Origin of the sequence: Streptomyces sp. NPDC001604 (assembly GCF_042893475.1) — a bacterium.
In the GTDB taxonomy this organism is placed as follows: Bacteria; Actinomycetota; Actinomycetes; order Streptomycetales; family Streptomycetaceae; genus Streptomyces.
In genome coordinates this window covers 1-15415 of record NZ_JBIAUY010000026.1, presented here as the reverse complement: position 1 = coordinate 15415, position 15415 = coordinate 1, and the positions used below count along the sequence as shown (strand labels likewise).

The window sequence follows — 15415 nt, the reverse complement described above, 5'->3', positions numbered from 1 at the left end:
GTTATCGAAGAGAGACTCATCTCTGCAGCTCAGGGGGTGGGTTCACGCTCGGTTCACACCGTGGTGGGCAGTGCTTTCGCGCCATCTTCGGTGACGCGCGTGGCTCCGAAGTACTCGGAGGTGTCGATGGGGTCGAACCGGATCACTGCGCCCGTCCTCGGCGCGTCGATCATGTACCCGCCGCCCACATAGATCCCCACATGGTGGATGGCCCGGGAGTCGGTGGGGTCCGTGGAGAAGAACACGAGATCGCCGGGCAGCAGTTCGTCCCGCCTGGGGTGCGGCCCGGCGTTGTACTGGTCGTTGGCGACCCGCGGCAGCGTGATCCCGACACTTTCGTACGCGGCCTTGGTCAGCCCCGAGCAGTCGAAACGCCCGTTGTCCGCGGCGGTACCGTCGCCGCCCCACAGATAGGGGGTCCCGAGCTTCTTCTGCGCGTAGTAGATGGCCCCCGCGGCCTGCTTGCTGGGATCCACCCGGCTGACGGGCGCGGCGAAGCTCTCCTCGAGCGTCGTGATCGTCTTGACGTAGTTCTGGGTCTCCTTGTACGGCGGCACGCCCCCGTACTTGATCACCGCGTAGGCCCCCGCGTTGTACGAGGCGAGCATGTTTTCGGTCAGATTCCCGGGTACGTCCTTGACGTACGAGGCGAGCTGGCAGTCGTACGAGGCGGCTGACGGGATGGCATCCGCGGGATCCCAGACGTTTTTGACGCCGTCTCCGTTGCCGTCGACGCCGTGGGTGGCCCAGGTGCCCGGAATGAACTGCGCTATCCCCTCCGCGGCCGCCGCGCTCCTGGCGTTCGGATTGAACCCGCTCTCCTGGTAGAGCTGGGCGGCGAGCAGTGCGGGGTTGAGGGCGGGGCAGAGGTTGCCCCACTTCTGCACGATGGCCGAATACGCGGCGGGTACGGCCCCCTTGGCCAGGGCCTTGGTACCGACGCCCACCCCGTTGATGAGGTTCCCGGCGACGACGTACACCCCGACGACGAGCAGCATGACGAAGGACAGAGCAGAGCCGACGGCAACGCCGGCAACGATCCACGCCTTACGCACCGTCAACCGCCCCTCACCGCCCGGGAGTCCGAAGCCCACGTCAGTCTAGGGGCGCGTGCTGAGTTCCGGGAGATCACCGGGCCCGAAGGGGCACGGGGCCCCGCCGCGGCAGCGGCTGACGGCACCACCGACATGCGGCTCCGCAGCGGCTGACGGCACAGCCGACATGCGGCTCCGCCGCGTCAGAGATCAGCCGGTCGCATCCCGATACAGCTCGGCCGCTTCCGCCCCGAACACCACGCTGTACGAGATGTCGTCCGTGCTCCCGCCCTTCTCGTGCCCGCCCAGGATCCCGACGACCGCCTTGTCCCCGTTGACCCAAGGACTCCCGCTGGTTCCTCCCGAAAGGCCGGGGCAGTAGATCCGCTGCTGGGTACGGCTGTGCACGGTCGGCCTGTTGGTGCAGCTGACGGGCACTTCACGGGTGTTGGGATACCCGGTGATGGTGACGGCGGTCGCCCCGGTCGCCATACCGGCCACAAAGGGGTTGCCACCGACGGCGTCCTCGACGCTCTTCCCGCTCTTGTTCTCGACGACGGCAAAGGCGACGTCACTGTCCTCGTGCTGCCCCTTGGCCCACCCGTCGGGCAGGAACACCTTCCGCACCGTCCACGTCCCGTACGGCGCCTGCCCGCCCCGGTACCCCGGCACGAAGACGAGGTCCCCGTCCTTGCTGCCGTTGAGGCAGTGGGCAGCCGTGACGATGAGATTGCGATGCGGGCTGTACACGACGGAGGCGGTGCAGAAGTGCCCGCCGGCGAGCGAGGACCGTCGATCGGCGTCGAAGAGGGCTCCGACCTTCCTGGACTGCGCGTTGTCCGGCGCCACGGCGGTCACCCCGAGGGGCCCCGGCCCGTCGTCCGCGTTGGCGAGGGAAGCGGAGGTGAGCGCCGGCACAAGGAGCACGACCGCCGCGCACAGGGGACTGGTGACACGCCTGCTGATGCGTGGGATGCGCTTCATCGGCGCCCACTGTGGCCCACGAAGGTGAGAAAAGGGTCTGACGTTCACTTGGATCTCTCCGTGAACGATCCTCCCCGCGGCTGCGACTGCGGAGGGCGCGCGGAAGCGCCGTACACGACACCCGGGTGCCGGGGTCGCGGACGGGCCAGGGCGCCCGGCGACACGGACATGGCTCGCTGCCTCCGTCTCTCCACCGCTTCGGCATCGCCACCACGGTACGGTGCGACCGCCGACTCCGCCTCCGCGTCACGCTGCGCACATGGCCGCGCAGCCCGCCCCTGGCGCGACTCCACGTTCACCACAACATCCTCCTTTCACTCTCCGAACCCACACCATCACGTTAGGCCACCGGACTGACATCCGGCCCGCGACACAGTCCTGGCCGTGTCCTACCCGGCGTCGTCGGGGGCCCCACCGCCGCGCGATTCGATGCGCTCGATCAGCTGCCCGCTCCAGGCCCGCAAGGCCGCAGCCTGCTGAGGTGTGAGCGTGTCGAGGAAGTAGTGGCGGATGTTTCCCGCATGCACGAGGACGGCGCTCTGCACGGCGCTGCGCCCCTTGTCGGTCAGCCCGATCCCGGTGCGGCGGCCGCCGGCGCCGTGCTCGGTCCGCTCCACGAAGCCGCGGTTCTCCATGCGCGTCAGCTGGTGCGAGACACGGCTCTTCTCCCAGTCGAGCGACTCGGAGAGCTCGCCGACGCGCATCTCGCGGCCGGGGGCCTGCCACAGCGTCACCAGCACGCTGAACTCGGCCTTCGAGATGCCGCAGTCACGCTGCAGACCGCGGTCGAGCTCCCGGGTGAGCAGGCGCTGCGCGCGCATCCAGGCGTCCCAGAACTCCCACTCCTCAGGTTCCAGCGTGCGCATCTGAGCCATGGCGGGCAGCATACCGAGGCATGGTGTTGACGCGTCAACTCCCTGCCTTCTAGAGTTGACGCGTCAACTCCTCTGGAAGGAACACCATGCCACTCCGCATCGGCATCATCCTCGGCAGCACCCGCCCCGGACGCCGGGGCGAGACGATCGCCTCCTGGGTGCTCGACACGGCGCGCGCCCACGGCGGCGCCGATTACGAGCTCATCGACCTCGCCCACCACCGCCTCGGCAACCTCGACGAGGGCGGAAATCCGACCCACCAGCAGTACGAGCACCCGCACACCCGGGCCTGGTCCGCACTGATCGACGGCTTCGACGGCTTCGTGTTCCTCGTCCCGGAGTACAACCACTCCTACCCCGGCGCGCTCAAGAACGCCTTGGACTACGTCTACCGGGAGTGGAACGACAAGGCGGCCGGCATCATCAGCTACGGCGGATGGGCCGCGGGCGTTCGAGCCGCCGAGGCGCTGCGGCTCGTGCTCGCCGAGCTCCAGACGGCCACGGTCCGCACTCAACCCGCGATCGCCCTGATGCCTGCCTTCGCGACCGGCACCTTCGTCCCGGCGGAGGGCCTCGCCGACGCGGTCTGCGGCATGCTCGACCAGGTCATCGCCTGGTCCGGTGCGTTGCGCGGCGTACGCGAGGCCAAGGCGGAGGCGCACGCAGGCGCCATGCCCGCCGCAACGGCATGATGCTCAGCCGGTCACATCGGCCTTGCCCCCGGTCGGAGTGACCGCATACCACTGCCCGCCCCTCCCCTGACCGTTCAGCTGCCCGGCCCCCGTATCGCCCACATACCGGTACAACGGCCAGCCGCCCAGGGTGAGTTGCTTCCTGCCGTTGCGGTGGACCGTGCCGAGAAGGCTCTTCTCGACGCCCACCGTCTGCACGGAGTCCGACACGATGACCGGAATCCACGTCTTCACGCACGCGCCGGCACACGTCCACCGGGACGGATCCGGCCGGTCCTTGTCGTAGCGGTAGAGGGTCGCGCCCGTGCCGTCGGTGACGACGCTGGCCCCGCCCTTCACGGCCTCGGCCCTCACCGTGGTGGCCGAGGCCGTCCGCCCGCTCCCGGACGCCTCACCGCCGACCGGTGCCGAGGCCGCCGGAGCCGACGTGACCGGCGCGGCGCCGGCAGCGCTCGTACCGGAGGCGCCGCTGTTCATGGAGTCGCACGCCGCCAGCAGGAAGGCGCAGACAAGGCCCGCGGCCGAAGCGAGGACGATGCGGTGCTGGATCACAGGGTTGCCCCTCTTCGGGGTCGCCATCCACATGCCCACTACATACGTCGGACAACTCCCGCCCTCTCAGCCGCCGATGGCACATGGCGCAGACTTGACCCCCACCCCGCCCGGACAGGGGCCGCCACGCCCGGGAATCGACGCGCGTAAACCTGTCTCCTACCTGTCCGAACGCTGTGCGCGGAGTCAAGCCACTCCCAACCCCCCTCCATCGCACCGCCATTGAGCAGCAATCCGCCAACCCCCTTCAGTAATGCGGAAGTCAGAATTCCGAAACTGCCTTGTTTGTCGCGTACTCAACAAGCGATGGTCTTCGCGGGTCGCCGCCCCTGCCGGGAACACCCCGGCAGTCCCCCACCGCAGGCCTCTGCCCACCACTTTCAGGAGGCTGTACGTTGCGTACGACCACCCCCAACTCCCCCCACACATCCGGCAGATGGCGCCGGATCGGCTCGGCCGCCGCGGCCACCGCGGCGCTGGTCCTCGCCGGATTCGGCAGCGCGGTCCAGGCGCACGCCACCACCGCCCCGGCCGCGCACAAGGTGAGCACCAAGGCGATCGCCGCGCAGGTCGCCAAGGCGCACGTGCAGTACACGAGGGCCTGTGGCGCCACCCCGAAGAAGGGCTACGCCGCCTGCAACGCCCTGCGCGTCACCGGCGGCACCACCGCCTTCATGGAGAAGCAGGCCGCACTCAAGGGCGTCACCCCCAAGACGATCAAGCCGAACGCCGCTCAGGACGACCCGACCGGTTACGGCCCGAGCGACATCCAGTCGGCATACGGCCTCACCTCCGCCGCCTCCTCCAACGGCTCCGGCGAGACCGTCGCCATCGTCGACGCCTACGACGACCCGAACGCCGAGGCCGACCTGGCCACCTACCGCGACTACTACGGCCTGAGCTCCTGCACCACGGACAACGGCTGCTTCTCCAAGGTCAGCCAGACCGGCTCCACGACCTCCCTCCCCAAGGCCGACAGCGGCTGGGCCGGTGAGATCTCCCTCGACCTCGACATGGTCAGCGCGACCTGCCCGAACTGCAACATCCTCCTCGTCGAGGCCAAGTCGGCGTCCGACGCCAACCTGGGCACCGCGGTGAACGAGGCCGTCAAGCTCGGCGCCAAGTTCGTCTCCAACAGCTACGGCGGCTCCGAGTCCTCCTCGGACACGACGTACGACTCCTCCTACTACAAGCACCCGGGCGTCGCCATCACCGCGAGCGCCGGCGACAGCGGCTACGGCGCCGAATACCCGGCCGCCTCCAAGTACGTCACGGCAGTCGGCGGCACCAAGCTCTCGACGTCCTCCAACAGCCGCGGCTGGACCGAGAGCGTCTGGAACACCAGCAGCACCGAGGGCACCGGCTCCGGCTGCTCCTCGTACGACGCGAAGCCCTCCTGGCAGACCGACACCGGCTGCAGCAAGCGCATGATCGCCGACGTCTCCGCGGTCGCCGACCCGGCCACCGGCGTCTCCGTCTACGACACCTACGGCTCCGACGGCACCGGCTGGAACACCTACGGCGGCACCAGCGCCTCCTCCCCGCTCATCGCCTCGGTCTACGCCCTCGCCGGCACCCCGGGCTCCAGCGACTACCCGGCGCAGTACCCCTACAACGCGGCCGGCACCTCGGCGCTGAACGACGTCACCAGCGGCAGCAACGGCACCTGCTCCACGAGCTACTTCTGCACCGCGAAGTCGGGCTACGACGGCCCGACCGGCTGGGGCACCCCCGAGGGCCTCGCCGCCTTCACGGCGAGCTGACAGCGGTACACGGCAGGACCACCCCGTCGGGTCACGGGGAGCCGCCGGACTGAGGGAGTACGTGGGGCCTCCTCGGCGGCACGGAAAGGAAAACGGGTCACGGCAGCCGGCCGCGGCCCGTTTTCCCGTACGCCCCGGCGTTCGGACGTGACAGTGCATCGGGCACCATCTTCCGGAGAACGTCGACGTCCCATCCACGACGCCCGGGGGAAAACCGAATGAAGCGCACGCTCGCAGTCCTGCTCACCGTCGCCGCACTCACCGCGCCACTGGCCGGTTGCAGCAGCTCGTCGAAGAACGTCACCGGCACCGTCGTCAGCAAGGACACGGACCACGAGTGCAAGACGAAGAAGAAGGGCTCGAAGCGGACCCGCAGCTGCCACACCGAGTACGAGCTGACGGTCCGCACGAAGGGCGGCGACGAGGAAGAGGTCGACGTCAGCTACAGCGCCTACAACAACTGCGTCGAGGGGTCCCGCTACCCCAAGTGCACCACGCGCTAGCGGCACCGAAACAGGCAGCGATACAGACAGCGATCCGTGCGCGGCCTGCGCCGTACCGCCACCGCGGCGGCCGCCACGGCCGCCCTGCTCCTGGCCGGCTTCGGCACCGCAGTCCAGGCGGAGGCAGCGCAGCCCGCCGCCTCCGCCAAGGCCACCTGGACCGCGACCCCCTGCGCCACCCCGCCCACAAGGGCGAACTGGCCTGCAACTCCTACCGCGTCACGGGCGGCCTCACCGCCTTCCAGAAGCAGCAGGCGGCGAAGAGGGGCGTCACCCCCAAGGCCGCCGACGCCGCCACCCCCTCCGGCTACGGCCCCACCGACCTCCGGTCCGCCCACGGCCTGACCTCCGCCGCCGCCTCGAACGGCTCCGGCGGGACCATCGCCATCGTCGACGTCTACGACGATCCGAACGCCGAGGCCGACCTCGCCACCTACCGCTCGTACTACGGCCTCTCCGCCTGCACCGCCGCCAACGGCTGCTTCAGGAAGGTCAGCCAGACCGGCTCGACGACCTCCCTGCCCTCCGCAACCGTCGGCGCGGGCCACAGCGCTACGGCGCCGAATACCCGGCGGCCTCCCGGTACGTGACCTCGGTCGGCGGCACGGCCCTGACCAAGGCCACCTCCACCACCCGAGGCCGGAGGGAAACCGTCTGGAAGACGTCGAGCACCGAGGCCACCGGCTCCGGCTGCTCCTCCTACTCCTTCCCCTACGCTGCGGCCACCCGGAGGGGGGCGCCGCCTTCACCGGCTTACGACTGACCCTCCGTCAACGAGCGGGCCACGGCCGCCGACCGCGGCCCGTTCGCCGTACCGGATACTCTTCATCCGTTCGCCCGTCACCCGGAGAACATCGGCTCGATCCCTCACCCGACCCACCGTCAGGAACGATTCAGGTCGTAAGAGGGGTCAACGACGGAACCCCACCACAGGTTCCGCTCAGGCCTCATTGCCCGGCGTGACCTGCCGTGATACACAGAGTGACCTAACAGCTATTCGTACGAAACCCGCCATGCAATGACGCCAAGTCGACATACGAAGGCAGCATTGTCGGCGAGAATGAGCCTGACCTCTGCATCCCGGCAGGGGCTGCGGAACTACCCACCAGGGGCGGTGACTTACATGCTCTTTGCGGCCGACAAGGGAGACATCAACACCATCATCGGCGGGATCGCTCCGGACTGGGGCCCCTTCGGCAGCCTGGGCAACGAGGCGAAGGTCATGATCGAGGTGGTGATGGCCGTCGCCATTCTCCTCTGCCTCGGCATCGCCGTCTGGGGCGCCGCCAAGCAGCGCATCGGCGCGACCGCGCTCCGCGACACCTTCAGCGCCGAACAGGGCAAGGGCCTCATCATCGCCGGTCTCACCGGGGTATTCATCATCGGTTCGCTGGGCACGCTGTTCACCATCGTGTACGGCATGGCTGTCTAGATGGCCGTCTAGCAGGCCGTTCGCGGCAGGCGTCCGCCAGTCCCTCCGGGCGCGCCCGGTCCCCTCCACCCCCACCCGCCCGTCGTGCCCACCGGCTGAGGTTGCGTTTCCCTGATGTCGAGTCACCACACCGCGCCCGCGCGGGAACCAGCACGGCTACCGTCGTATGTCTACGAGCTGGAGAGGGCGTACACGGCATGAGTCTCGGAGACGAGCACGAGGCCTCCGGCGGTTACGGCGGCACGGGCCAGACCCGGACCCGGCTGCCCGACGGGGGCGGCGACGTCTACGGCGGCGCCCGCCGCGGCGGCCGCTCGTCGTCCCGGAGCCTGATCACGGTCGTCGGCGTGGTGGTCCTCCTCATCGCCGCAATCGCCTTCGCGAACCGTGGAGGAGGCGATTCCTCTTCGGACAGCGGAAGCGGGAGCAAGCCGGACGCGGCGTCCACGGCGGCCAGCGGGACGAAGCCTGTCCGGACGACGGCGGGGGGCATTCCCACGGGCTTCGCACACGACCAGCAGGGGGCGCAGAGCGCTGCGGCGAACTACGCCACGGTGCTGGTTTCGGCCGACATCCTCAAGCCGACCCGACGGGCCGAGATCGTCCAGCAGGTCTTCGTCACCGACAAGCAGGCGGAGCTCCAGGACAAGCTCAACAAGGCCTATTCCAGGGACTTCCTGAGAAACATCGGCCTGGACGACAACGGCAACCCGACCGCTGGCTCCACCTATGTCTCGCGCACTGTGCCGATCGGCACCAAGACCACGAGCTACTCGGACGCCGCGGCGACCATGGAGGTGTGGTGCACCGGGCTGTACGGCACAGCCGGTGAAAACTCGGCCAATCCAGTGACCAGCGACTGGTTCACCATGACGCTCCAGCTGCGCTGGGCGAACGGCGACTGGAAGGTCGACAGCTTCTCCCAGAAGAGCGGCCCCGCACCCGTCCCCGGGGACAACAAGGCGTCCACCGCCGACGAGATGTCCAAGGCCGTCGAGGAGTACGGAGGCTTCACCTATGCCCGGTAGCCCGCGCCGCGCACTCACGGTCGCCGCCGCCGTCACAGCCGCACAGACCGCAGCCGTGCTGTTGGCCACCCGTGCTGCCGCCGCACCCTCACCGAAGCCGACGACGTCGGACGACAAGTGCGACCTCATCGTCGGCCCCGCCAAGCAGTACTGCGAACGCGGCAACGGCGACAAAGGCACCGGCGGCTCCACCTCCCTGGACCCCACCTCCACCCTCGACCCCCTCTCCTCCCTCGCCAAGGGCTGCGCAAAAGCCGCCTCCTGGACCATCGACAAGCTCAGTGACGCCGTAAAAGAAACCGCGAACGTCGACTTCACCAACCAGAAGTTCCTTCAGCAGTACGCAGTCGTCTTCGCGGCGTCCGCAATCCTCACCCTCCTCCTCTGGCTGCTCGCGGTGGCCAAGCGAGCCGTCCGAGGTGTCCCCCTCACGACGGCCATCTCGGAGGCGGTCGGTTTCCTGTGGCTGACGGTCCTGGCCTCGGCGTTCACGCCCCTGATCCTCTACACCGTCGTATCGGCGACCGACGCCGTCACCGACGTCATCGCGAAGGGCACCGGCGACCAGACGGACACGTTCTTCGGCACGTTCTCCGCAGCCCTCAGCAAGGGCAACGACATCGGCGGCGGCCCGATCATGCTGATCATCGTGTCGCTGGTCTCCGTACTGGCCGCGGGCGTCCTCTACCTGGAGCTCTATCTGCGGGCCGTACTGCTGTACGTCGGCGCCCTGCTCGGCGTCGTGGTCTACGCCGGCCTCGTGGACAAGAACCTGTGGGGCCACGTCCGCCGCTGGGCCGGCATCATGATCGCGGTCATCCTGGTCAAACCCGTGATCGTCATCGTCCTCGGCCTCGCCGGCGCCCTCGCCTCGGGGGGAGGCCCCGACTCGCTCGCCGCCGTCGTCTCCGGCCTCGCCATCATCCTGCTCGCGATCTTCGCCTCCGGGATGATCTACCGCTTCGTCCCCGGCTTCGGCGACGAGATCGCCAACGGCCGCAACAACCGCATCATGGCCGGCGCCGAGAGCAAGGCCGCCGCGGTCATCAGCTCCCCGGCGACCATGGTCGCGCAGGGCATCAAGACGCACAGCGCCCGCGCCAACGACAACGGGGGCGGCGGCCAGTCGTCCTCGAACGGCGGCCCCCGCCCGGCCAACCCGGCCACCGGCGGCGTAGCCGCCCACAGCACCCGGCCCTCGAACGGAGGCGGCGGCTCCGTCCCCACCGCCGCACCCGCACCCCGTTCGTCGAACCCGGTGAACACCCCGCACGCCAGCAACACCCGCAACAGCAGTACCAACCGCACGGGAGGTGAAGGGCGTTGACGACCGAGTCCCACCTGTCCCATCCGGTCACGCCCCGCCGTACATATCTCATCGGCCGCGCCCGGCCGAACGCGATCGTCGGCCGTAATCGTGAATCCGGCGAGATCGCGCTCATCATCGCGGGCGCTTTCCTCGGCATGATGTGCGGGCTCCTCGTCCCCGTCCTCTCCCTGCGCATCGTGCTGCTGATGGGCTTCCCGCTGCTCGCCCTGGCGGCGGTCTACGTGCCGTACAAGCACCGCACGTTCTACAAGTGGTTCGAGATCAACCGCAGCTACAAGCGCACCCTGAAGCAGGGCACCGTCTACCGCAGCGGTGTCATCGAGGCCGGCACGCGGCTCGACGGACGCGAGGTCGAGGTCGGCCCGCCCCCCGGGATCGGCCGCATCACCTGGCTGGCCGCCCCGTTCGGCCCGGACGAGATCGCCGTACTGCTCCACGCGGACCGCCGCACGGTGACAGCGGCCATCGAGATCGAGGGCCCCGGCGTCGGACTGCGCGACTCGGAGGACCAGGAAGCCCTGGTCGACCGCTTCGGCACGCTCCTCAAGCACGTCGCCAACGGGGACGGCTTCGTCACCCGCCTCCAGATGCTCGCCCGCACCCTCCCCGCCGACCCGGACGCCCACGCCAAGGACGTCGCCATCCGTGGGGACGAGAAGGCGCTGGGCTGGCTGCAGCAGTCGTACGACCAACTGCAGTCGATGGTGTCGACGAGCAGCGAGCAGCACCGCGCCTACCTCGTCGCCTGCATGCACTTCACCCGCGAGCTCGCGGCCGAGGCACATGCGATGGCCCGCGCGGCCCGCCCCCAGAACGGCCGCAAGGTGGACCGGGACGCCGGTCTCGCGGTCGTCATGGCCCGCGAGCTCACCGACATCTGCTCGCGCCTCCAGGAGGCCGACATCCGCGTCCGCCAGCCCCTCGGACAGGGCCGTCTCGCCTCCCTCATCCACTCCATGTACGACCCGGACCACCCGATCGACCACATCCAGGCGATGACCAAGCGCAACGCCTGGCCGGCCGAACTGGACGCCATGGAGCCGACGTACCTCCAGGCCAAGACCCGGGAGTCCTCCACCCGCGCGCCCTGGTGCCACGCCACGGCCTGGGTGAAGGAGTGGCCGATGACCCCGGTGGGCGTCAACTTCCTGGCCCCGCTGCTCGTCCACACCCCGGACGTCATCCGGACGGTCGCCGTCACGATGGATCTCGAACCCACCGAGGTGGCCATCGAGCGCATGCTGACCGAGAAGACCAACGACGTGGCCGAGGCCTCCCGCGCCGCCAAGATGAACCGCACGGTCGACCCCCGTGACGTCGCCGCCCACAACCGCCTGGACCAGCGCGGCGAGGACCTGGCGAGCGGCGCGGCAGGCGTCAACCTGGTCGGCTACATCACCGTCTCCTCCCGCTCCCCCGAGGCCCTCGCCCGCGACAAGCGGACCATCCGCGCCTCGGCCGGAAAGTCGTACCTGAAGCTGGAGTGGTGCGACCGGGAACACCATCGCGCCTTCGTGAACACCCTCCCGTTCGCCACCGGCATCCGAAGGTAGGGGCTGAGTTCTGATGCGGGATCCGCTGTCCGTCCTGACCGACGCCTTCACGTCCTTCCTCTTCGGGAAGGTCGAGACGACCCGCCTGCCCGTACGCACCTCCACGGGCCAGGCCCAGGCGGTCTACCTGCCGACCGCCGCGCCGGGCCTCGGCGACTCGGGCGTGATCATCGGCCGCGAGGTCTACTCCGGCAAGGGCTACATCTACGACCCCTTCCAGCTCTACGGCCAGCAGCTCCCGGCCCCGCACTGGCTGGTCCTCGGCGAGTCCGGCAACGGCAAGTCGGCCCTGGAGAAGACCTACGTCCTACGGCAGCTGCGCTTCCGCGACCGCCAGGTCGTCGTCCTCGACGCCCAGGGCGAGGACGGCGTCGGCGAATGGAACCTGATCGCGGAAGAGCTGGGGATAACACCCATCCGCCTGGACCCGGCGGCAGCCCTGGACCACGGGATCCGCCTCAACCCCCTCGACCCGGCGATCACGACGACCGGCCAGCTCGCCCTGCTCCGGACGATCATCGAGGTCGCGATGGGCCACGGCCTGGACGAACGCTCCGGCTTCGCCCTGAAGGTCGCGCACGCCTACGTCAACGAGACCATCGTCGAACGCCAGCCGGTCCTCACCGACATCGTCGAGCAGCTACGGCACCCCGAACCCGAGTCGGCCGAGGCGATGAACGTCGCCATAGAGGACGTACGGGCCTGGGGCCTGGACGTGGCGCTGGTCCTGGACCGTCTGGTCGACGGTGACCTGCGAGGCATGTTCGACGGCCCGACCACGGTCGGCATCGACCTCGACGCACCCCTCATCGTGTTCGACCTGTCCCACATCGACCGCAACTCCATCGCCATGCCGATCCTGATGGCGATCGTCGGCGTATGGCTGGAACACACCTGGATCCGCCCCGACCGGAAGAAGCGCATCTTCCTGGTCGAGGAGGCCTGGCACATCATCAACAGCCCCTTCGTCGCCCAGCTGTTCCAGCGACTGCTGAAGTTCGGCCGCCGGCTCGGTCTGTCCTTCGTGGCGGTGGTCCACCACCTGTCGGACGTCGTCGACGGCGCGGCGGCGAAGGAAGCCGCGGCCATCCTGAAGATGGCGTCCACCAGGACGATCTACGCCCAGAAAGCCGACGAGGCACGGGCCACGGGCCGCGTCCTGGGCCTCCCCCGCTGGGCGGTGGAGATCATCCCCACCCTCACCCCCGGCATCGCCGTCTGGGACGTCAACGGCAATGTCCAGGTCGTCAAACACCTGGTCACCGAGACGGAACGCCCCCTCGTCTTCACCGACCGCGCCATGACGGAGTCCTCCGCCGAGCGGAACCTGGCCGACGACGCCCTGCGCGCCGCCGAACTGGAGGCGGAGGAGCGCGCGGCCGCCTTCGTGGAACAGCACCTGAGCGACTTCGAGGGGCCGTCCGAGTCGACGGTGGCATAGCAGGGGAGGCGGGACGTGGTGAGACCGGACGACCGGCGCAGAGACCCCCGGGACGGGCAGGGCGGCATCCCCGACGGGCTCCTGCTCGGCATACTCGCCTTCCTCCTCGGCATGACCGTGCTGGTGTGGACGGCCACGGGCCTCGCCGGCCTGTTCACCAAGGGCAGCTGGCCGCACGGCGTCACCTTCACCCGCACCCCCACGGCCATGCGCCACCTCATCGGCCAACCGCACGACATCCCGGGCGCCTGGCCCGACACCCCGGACACCCAGCTCTCCGGCTACGGACTGTTCTGGGGCCTGTTCATCGGCCAGTTGATGGTGCTGTTCGTACTGACGGTCTTCGCGATGGGCACCTTCGCGCGCTGGCGCGCGGGCCGCCTGAAGCGCCGCACGCAACCACTCGACCGCCCGGCACCCGAGCCGTCGCCGACGCCGACGCACTACGAGGTCCCGACGCCGCGGACGGCACCGCCCGAACCACAGCCGACGGAACTCCTCCAGGAACCGGCGCCCATTCCCGAGCCCTCCCCCTCCCTGTTCGCCGATGACCGGACGACGGTGGGCGGGACGGCCGGAGTGGGCGGAGCAACAGGCAGCCGGGAAAAACTCGTCGTGGCCCCCAGAGAAAGCCGCCAGACGGCCGCCACCCAGGCCGTACGCGACGCGGAGGGCCCTGCCCTCGTCATCACCTCCAACCCGGCGGTCTGGTCGGACACCAAGGACGCCCGGTCAAAACTGGGCCCCGTCCTCCTCTACGACCCCGCCCACCTCTGCGACACCCCGGCCCGCCTCCACTGGTCGCCCACCACGGGCTGCGAGGACAAGGAGACGGCCACGGCGAGAGCCGCCGCCCTCCTCGCCCCGATCCGCCCCACGGCCAAACTCGACCAGGCCCTGTCGGCCACAGCCGAAACGCTCCTGCGCAGCTATGTGCACGCCGCCGCGATCGACGGCCGCACCATCCGCCACGTCCACCGCTGGTCCCAGGGCGCCCAGGTCCAGGACGCGGTCCGCATCCTCCGTACGAACCCCAAGGCGGCCCCCGGCTCCGCGGGCGAACTCGAGGCCGCGCTCACCGCGCACCCGGAACGCAGGGACATGGCCCAGGAGTTGACCAGCCGAGCACTCTCCGCGCTCTTCACGGTCAACATCCGCGAGGCCTGCACTCCAAACCGAACAGATGCCCTCACCTTGGATTCCTTCGTCCATGAAGGGGGCACGCTTTATGTGGTGGGGGAATCCATCGAGGACCCCAGAAGCAACCCGGGCGCGATGCCCCTTCTGACGGCCCTCGTCTCAAGCGTGGTCGAGCGTGGCCGGCGCATGGCCGAACGGTCATCCTCCGGTCGCCTCGACCCACCACTCACGCTCGTCCTAGACGACGTCGCAGCAGTGGCTCCGCTTCCCCAGCTCCCGGAGCTACTGGCCACAGGAGCGGACCGGGGCCTGCCGACCCTGGCCCTGCTCCGCTCCCGCGAACAGGGCCGGGCCCGCTGGCCGCACGACGAACTGCCGGTATAGCCGTCAGCCGACCTCGTCCCGCACCAGAGCGAACTCCAACTCGGACTCCCCCGGCCTCTCCTGCAGCGGCACGGTCACCCCGGTCGGCGCGAACCCGATCTTCCGATAGAACCGCTGAGCCCGCCCGTTCTCCTCGTGCACGATGAGCCGCACCCGCTCCACACCCTGCGCCCAGGCCCATTCCAGGCCGGAATCGAAGAGCACCTCGGTGAGCCCGATCCCGCGACACTCCGGCCGCACGAACACGCCTACGACATGCCCCTGCTTCCGCTCCACCGGAAACCCGGCCCAGTCGGTCGACCCGGCCTCCTCGACCAGCACGACCAACGTCCCGACCCACTCTCCGTCGGGCCCCTCGGCAATGATCTGCTGCGCCCCGGACGCGCCCTCGGCGGCGCCGGCCGCCCGCTCCTGCCAGAAGGAATCCGGGCGCGCGATCGCTTGCTCGTAGGTTTCCAGAAAGGCGAGATGCGCTACGGGATCTTGGAGCGAGACGAGCCGCAACGCCTTCGCCCGGGGCCACTCGTCGGCGCGTATGGAACGGATCTTGTAGTTCATGCAGGCCACGGTAGCCGAAACGCAGAAAACCCCCGTACCGAATAAACGGTACGGGGGTTTTCTCAAAAATTGTTCGGCGGCGTCCTACTCTCCCACAGGGTCCCCCCTGCAGTACCATCGGCGCTGTAAGGCTTAGCTTCCGGGTT

General features: G+C 69.3%; 14 protein-coding genes, 1 rRNA gene and 1 pseudogene. 10 read left to right on the top strand and 6 right to left on the bottom strand.

The genetic code is table 11. The features are described from left to right. Positions 1-53: 53 nt before the first annotated feature. From ACFY1E_RS43415 to ACFY1E_RS43405, 3 genes are all read right to left on the bottom strand, one after another. Positions 54-1061 (bottom strand): NlpC/P60 family protein, encoded by a 1008-nt coding sequence (locus ACFY1E_RS43415; RefSeq protein WP_389086919.1) that lies wholly within the window; start codon positions 1059-1061, stop codon positions 54-56. 183 nt (positions 1062-1244) lie between these two features. Then, positions 1245-2018 carry a trypsin-like serine peptidase gene (locus ACFY1E_RS43410; protein ID WP_389086917.1) on the bottom strand — a complete coding sequence of 258 codons (774 nt, stop codon included), beginning with the start codon at positions 2016-2018 and terminating at the stop codon, positions 1245-1247. Between the two features lie 389 nt (positions 2019-2407). Next, positions 2408-2893, bottom strand: coding sequence for a MarR family winged helix-turn-helix transcriptional regulator (locus ACFY1E_RS43405; protein WP_389086914.1), 486 nt, complete (start codon positions 2891-2893; stop codon positions 2408-2410). Between the two features lie 86 nt (positions 2894-2979). Here ACFY1E_RS43405 and ACFY1E_RS43400 point away from each other — a divergent pair, with 86 nt between their 5' ends. Next, positions 2980-3585, top strand: a complete 606-nt coding sequence (locus ACFY1E_RS43400; protein ID WP_389086912.1) for an NADPH-dependent FMN reductase — start codon at positions 2980-2982, stop codon at positions 3583-3585. Between the two features lie 3 nt (positions 3586-3588). On the opposite strand, the gene ACFY1E_RS43395 is transcribed toward ACFY1E_RS43400, so the two are convergent. After that, the gene (locus tag ACFY1E_RS43395) at positions 3589-4137 is read right to left on the bottom strand and encodes a hypothetical protein (RefSeq protein ID WP_389086909.1); all 549 of its coding nucleotides are present in this window, start codon (positions 4135-4137) and stop codon (positions 3589-3591) included. A 395-nt stretch (positions 4138-4532) separates the two neighbouring features. Here ACFY1E_RS43395 and ACFY1E_RS43390 point away from each other — a divergent pair, with 395 nt between their 5' ends. From ACFY1E_RS43390 to ACFY1E_RS43350, 9 genes and pseudogenes are all read left to right on the top strand, one after another. Further along, positions 4533-5900, top strand: a complete 1368-nt coding sequence (locus tag ACFY1E_RS43390) for a peptidase S8 (protein ID WP_389086907.1) — start codon at positions 4533-4535, stop codon at positions 5898-5900. A gap of 218 nt (positions 5901-6118) precedes the next feature. Then, positions 6119-6403, top strand: a complete 285-nt coding sequence (locus ACFY1E_RS43385) for a hypothetical protein (protein ID WP_389086905.1) — start codon at positions 6119-6121, stop codon at positions 6401-6403. A gap of 36 nt (positions 6404-6439) precedes the next feature. After that, a pseudogene (locus ACFY1E_RS43380) lies at positions 6440-7106 on the top strand (hypothetical protein); the annotation flags it as partial. Positions 7107-7526: 420 nt separating this feature from the next. Next, the gene (locus ACFY1E_RS43375) at positions 7527-7835 is read left to right on the top strand and encodes a hypothetical protein (RefSeq protein ID WP_014673544.1); all 309 of its coding nucleotides are present in this window, start codon (positions 7527-7529) and stop codon (positions 7833-7835) included. 197 nt (positions 7836-8032) lie between these two features. Next, entirely contained in the window at positions 8033-8863 is an 831-nt protein-coding gene (locus ACFY1E_RS43370) for a hypothetical protein (RefSeq protein WP_389086903.1), read from the top strand. After that, entirely contained in the window at positions 8853-10190 is a 1338-nt protein-coding gene (locus ACFY1E_RS43365; protein ID WP_389086900.1) for a hypothetical protein, read from the top strand. The genes ACFY1E_RS43370 and ACFY1E_RS43365 overlap by 11 nt, the downstream gene beginning before the upstream one ends. Next, a complete protein-coding gene (locus ACFY1E_RS43360) occupies positions 10187-11746 on the top strand; it encodes an SCO6880 family protein (RefSeq protein WP_389086898.1) in 1560 nt (519 codons plus the stop codon). The genes ACFY1E_RS43365 and ACFY1E_RS43360 overlap by 4 nt, the downstream gene beginning before the upstream one ends. 13 nt (positions 11747-11759) lie before the next feature. After that, entirely contained in the window at positions 11760-13187 is a 1428-nt protein-coding gene (locus ACFY1E_RS43355) for an ATP-binding protein (RefSeq protein WP_389086895.1), read from the top strand. Between the two features lie 18 nt (positions 13188-13205). Then, the gene (locus ACFY1E_RS43350) at positions 13206-14711 is read left to right on the top strand and encodes a TraM recognition domain-containing protein (RefSeq protein ID WP_389087222.1); all 1506 of its coding nucleotides are present in this window, start codon (positions 13206-13208) and stop codon (positions 14709-14711) included. A gap of 3 nt (positions 14712-14714) precedes the next feature. Here ACFY1E_RS43350 and ACFY1E_RS43345 read toward each other — a convergent pair whose 3' ends face one another. Both ACFY1E_RS43345 and rrf read right to left on the bottom strand, forming a co-directional pair. Continuing rightward, the gene (locus ACFY1E_RS43345; RefSeq protein WP_389086893.1) at positions 14715-15269 is read right to left on the bottom strand and encodes a GNAT family N-acetyltransferase; all 555 of its coding nucleotides are present in this window, start codon (positions 15267-15269) and stop codon (positions 14715-14717) included. 71 nt (positions 15270-15340) lie between these two features. Continuing rightward, positions 15341-15415: ribosomal RNA gene (rrf, locus tag ACFY1E_RS43340) — 5S ribosomal RNA — on the bottom strand; the annotation flags it as partial.

What these genes read in the sequence shown, in the direction of transcription:
- ACFY1E_RS43410 (WP_389086917.1), bottom strand. Translation starts at nt 2,018, where the DNA reads ATGAAGCGCATCCCACGCATCAGCAGGCGTGTCACCAGTCCCCTGTGC.
- ACFY1E_RS43405 (WP_389086914.1), bottom strand. Translation starts at nt 2,893, where the DNA reads ATGGCTCAGATGCGCACGCTGGAACCTGAGGAGTGGGAGTTCTGGGAC.
- ACFY1E_RS43400 (WP_389086912.1), top strand. Translation starts at nt 2,980, where the DNA reads ATGCCACTCCGCATCGGCATCATCCTCGGCAGCACCCGCCCCGGACGC.
- ACFY1E_RS43385 (WP_389086905.1), top strand. Translation starts at nt 6,119, where the DNA reads ATGAAGCGCACGCTCGCAGTCCTGCTCACCGTCGCCGCACTCACCGCG.
- ACFY1E_RS43375 (WP_014673544.1), top strand. Translation starts at nt 7,527, where the DNA reads ATGCTCTTTGCGGCCGACAAGGGAGACATCAACACCATCATCGGCGGG.
- ACFY1E_RS43370 (WP_389086903.1), top strand. Translation starts at nt 8,033, where the DNA reads ATGAGTCTCGGAGACGAGCACGAGGCCTCCGGCGGTTACGGCGGCACG.
- ACFY1E_RS43365 (WP_389086900.1), top strand. Translation starts at nt 8,853, where the DNA reads ATGCCCGGTAGCCCGCGCCGCGCACTCACGGTCGCCGCCGCCGTCACA.
- ACFY1E_RS43355 (WP_389086895.1), top strand. Translation starts at nt 11,760, where the DNA reads ATGCGGGATCCGCTGTCCGTCCTGACCGACGCCTTCACGTCCTTCCTC.
- ACFY1E_RS43345 (WP_389086893.1), bottom strand. Translation starts at nt 15,269, where the DNA reads ATGAACTACAAGATCCGTTCCATACGCGCCGACGAGTGGCCCCGGGCG.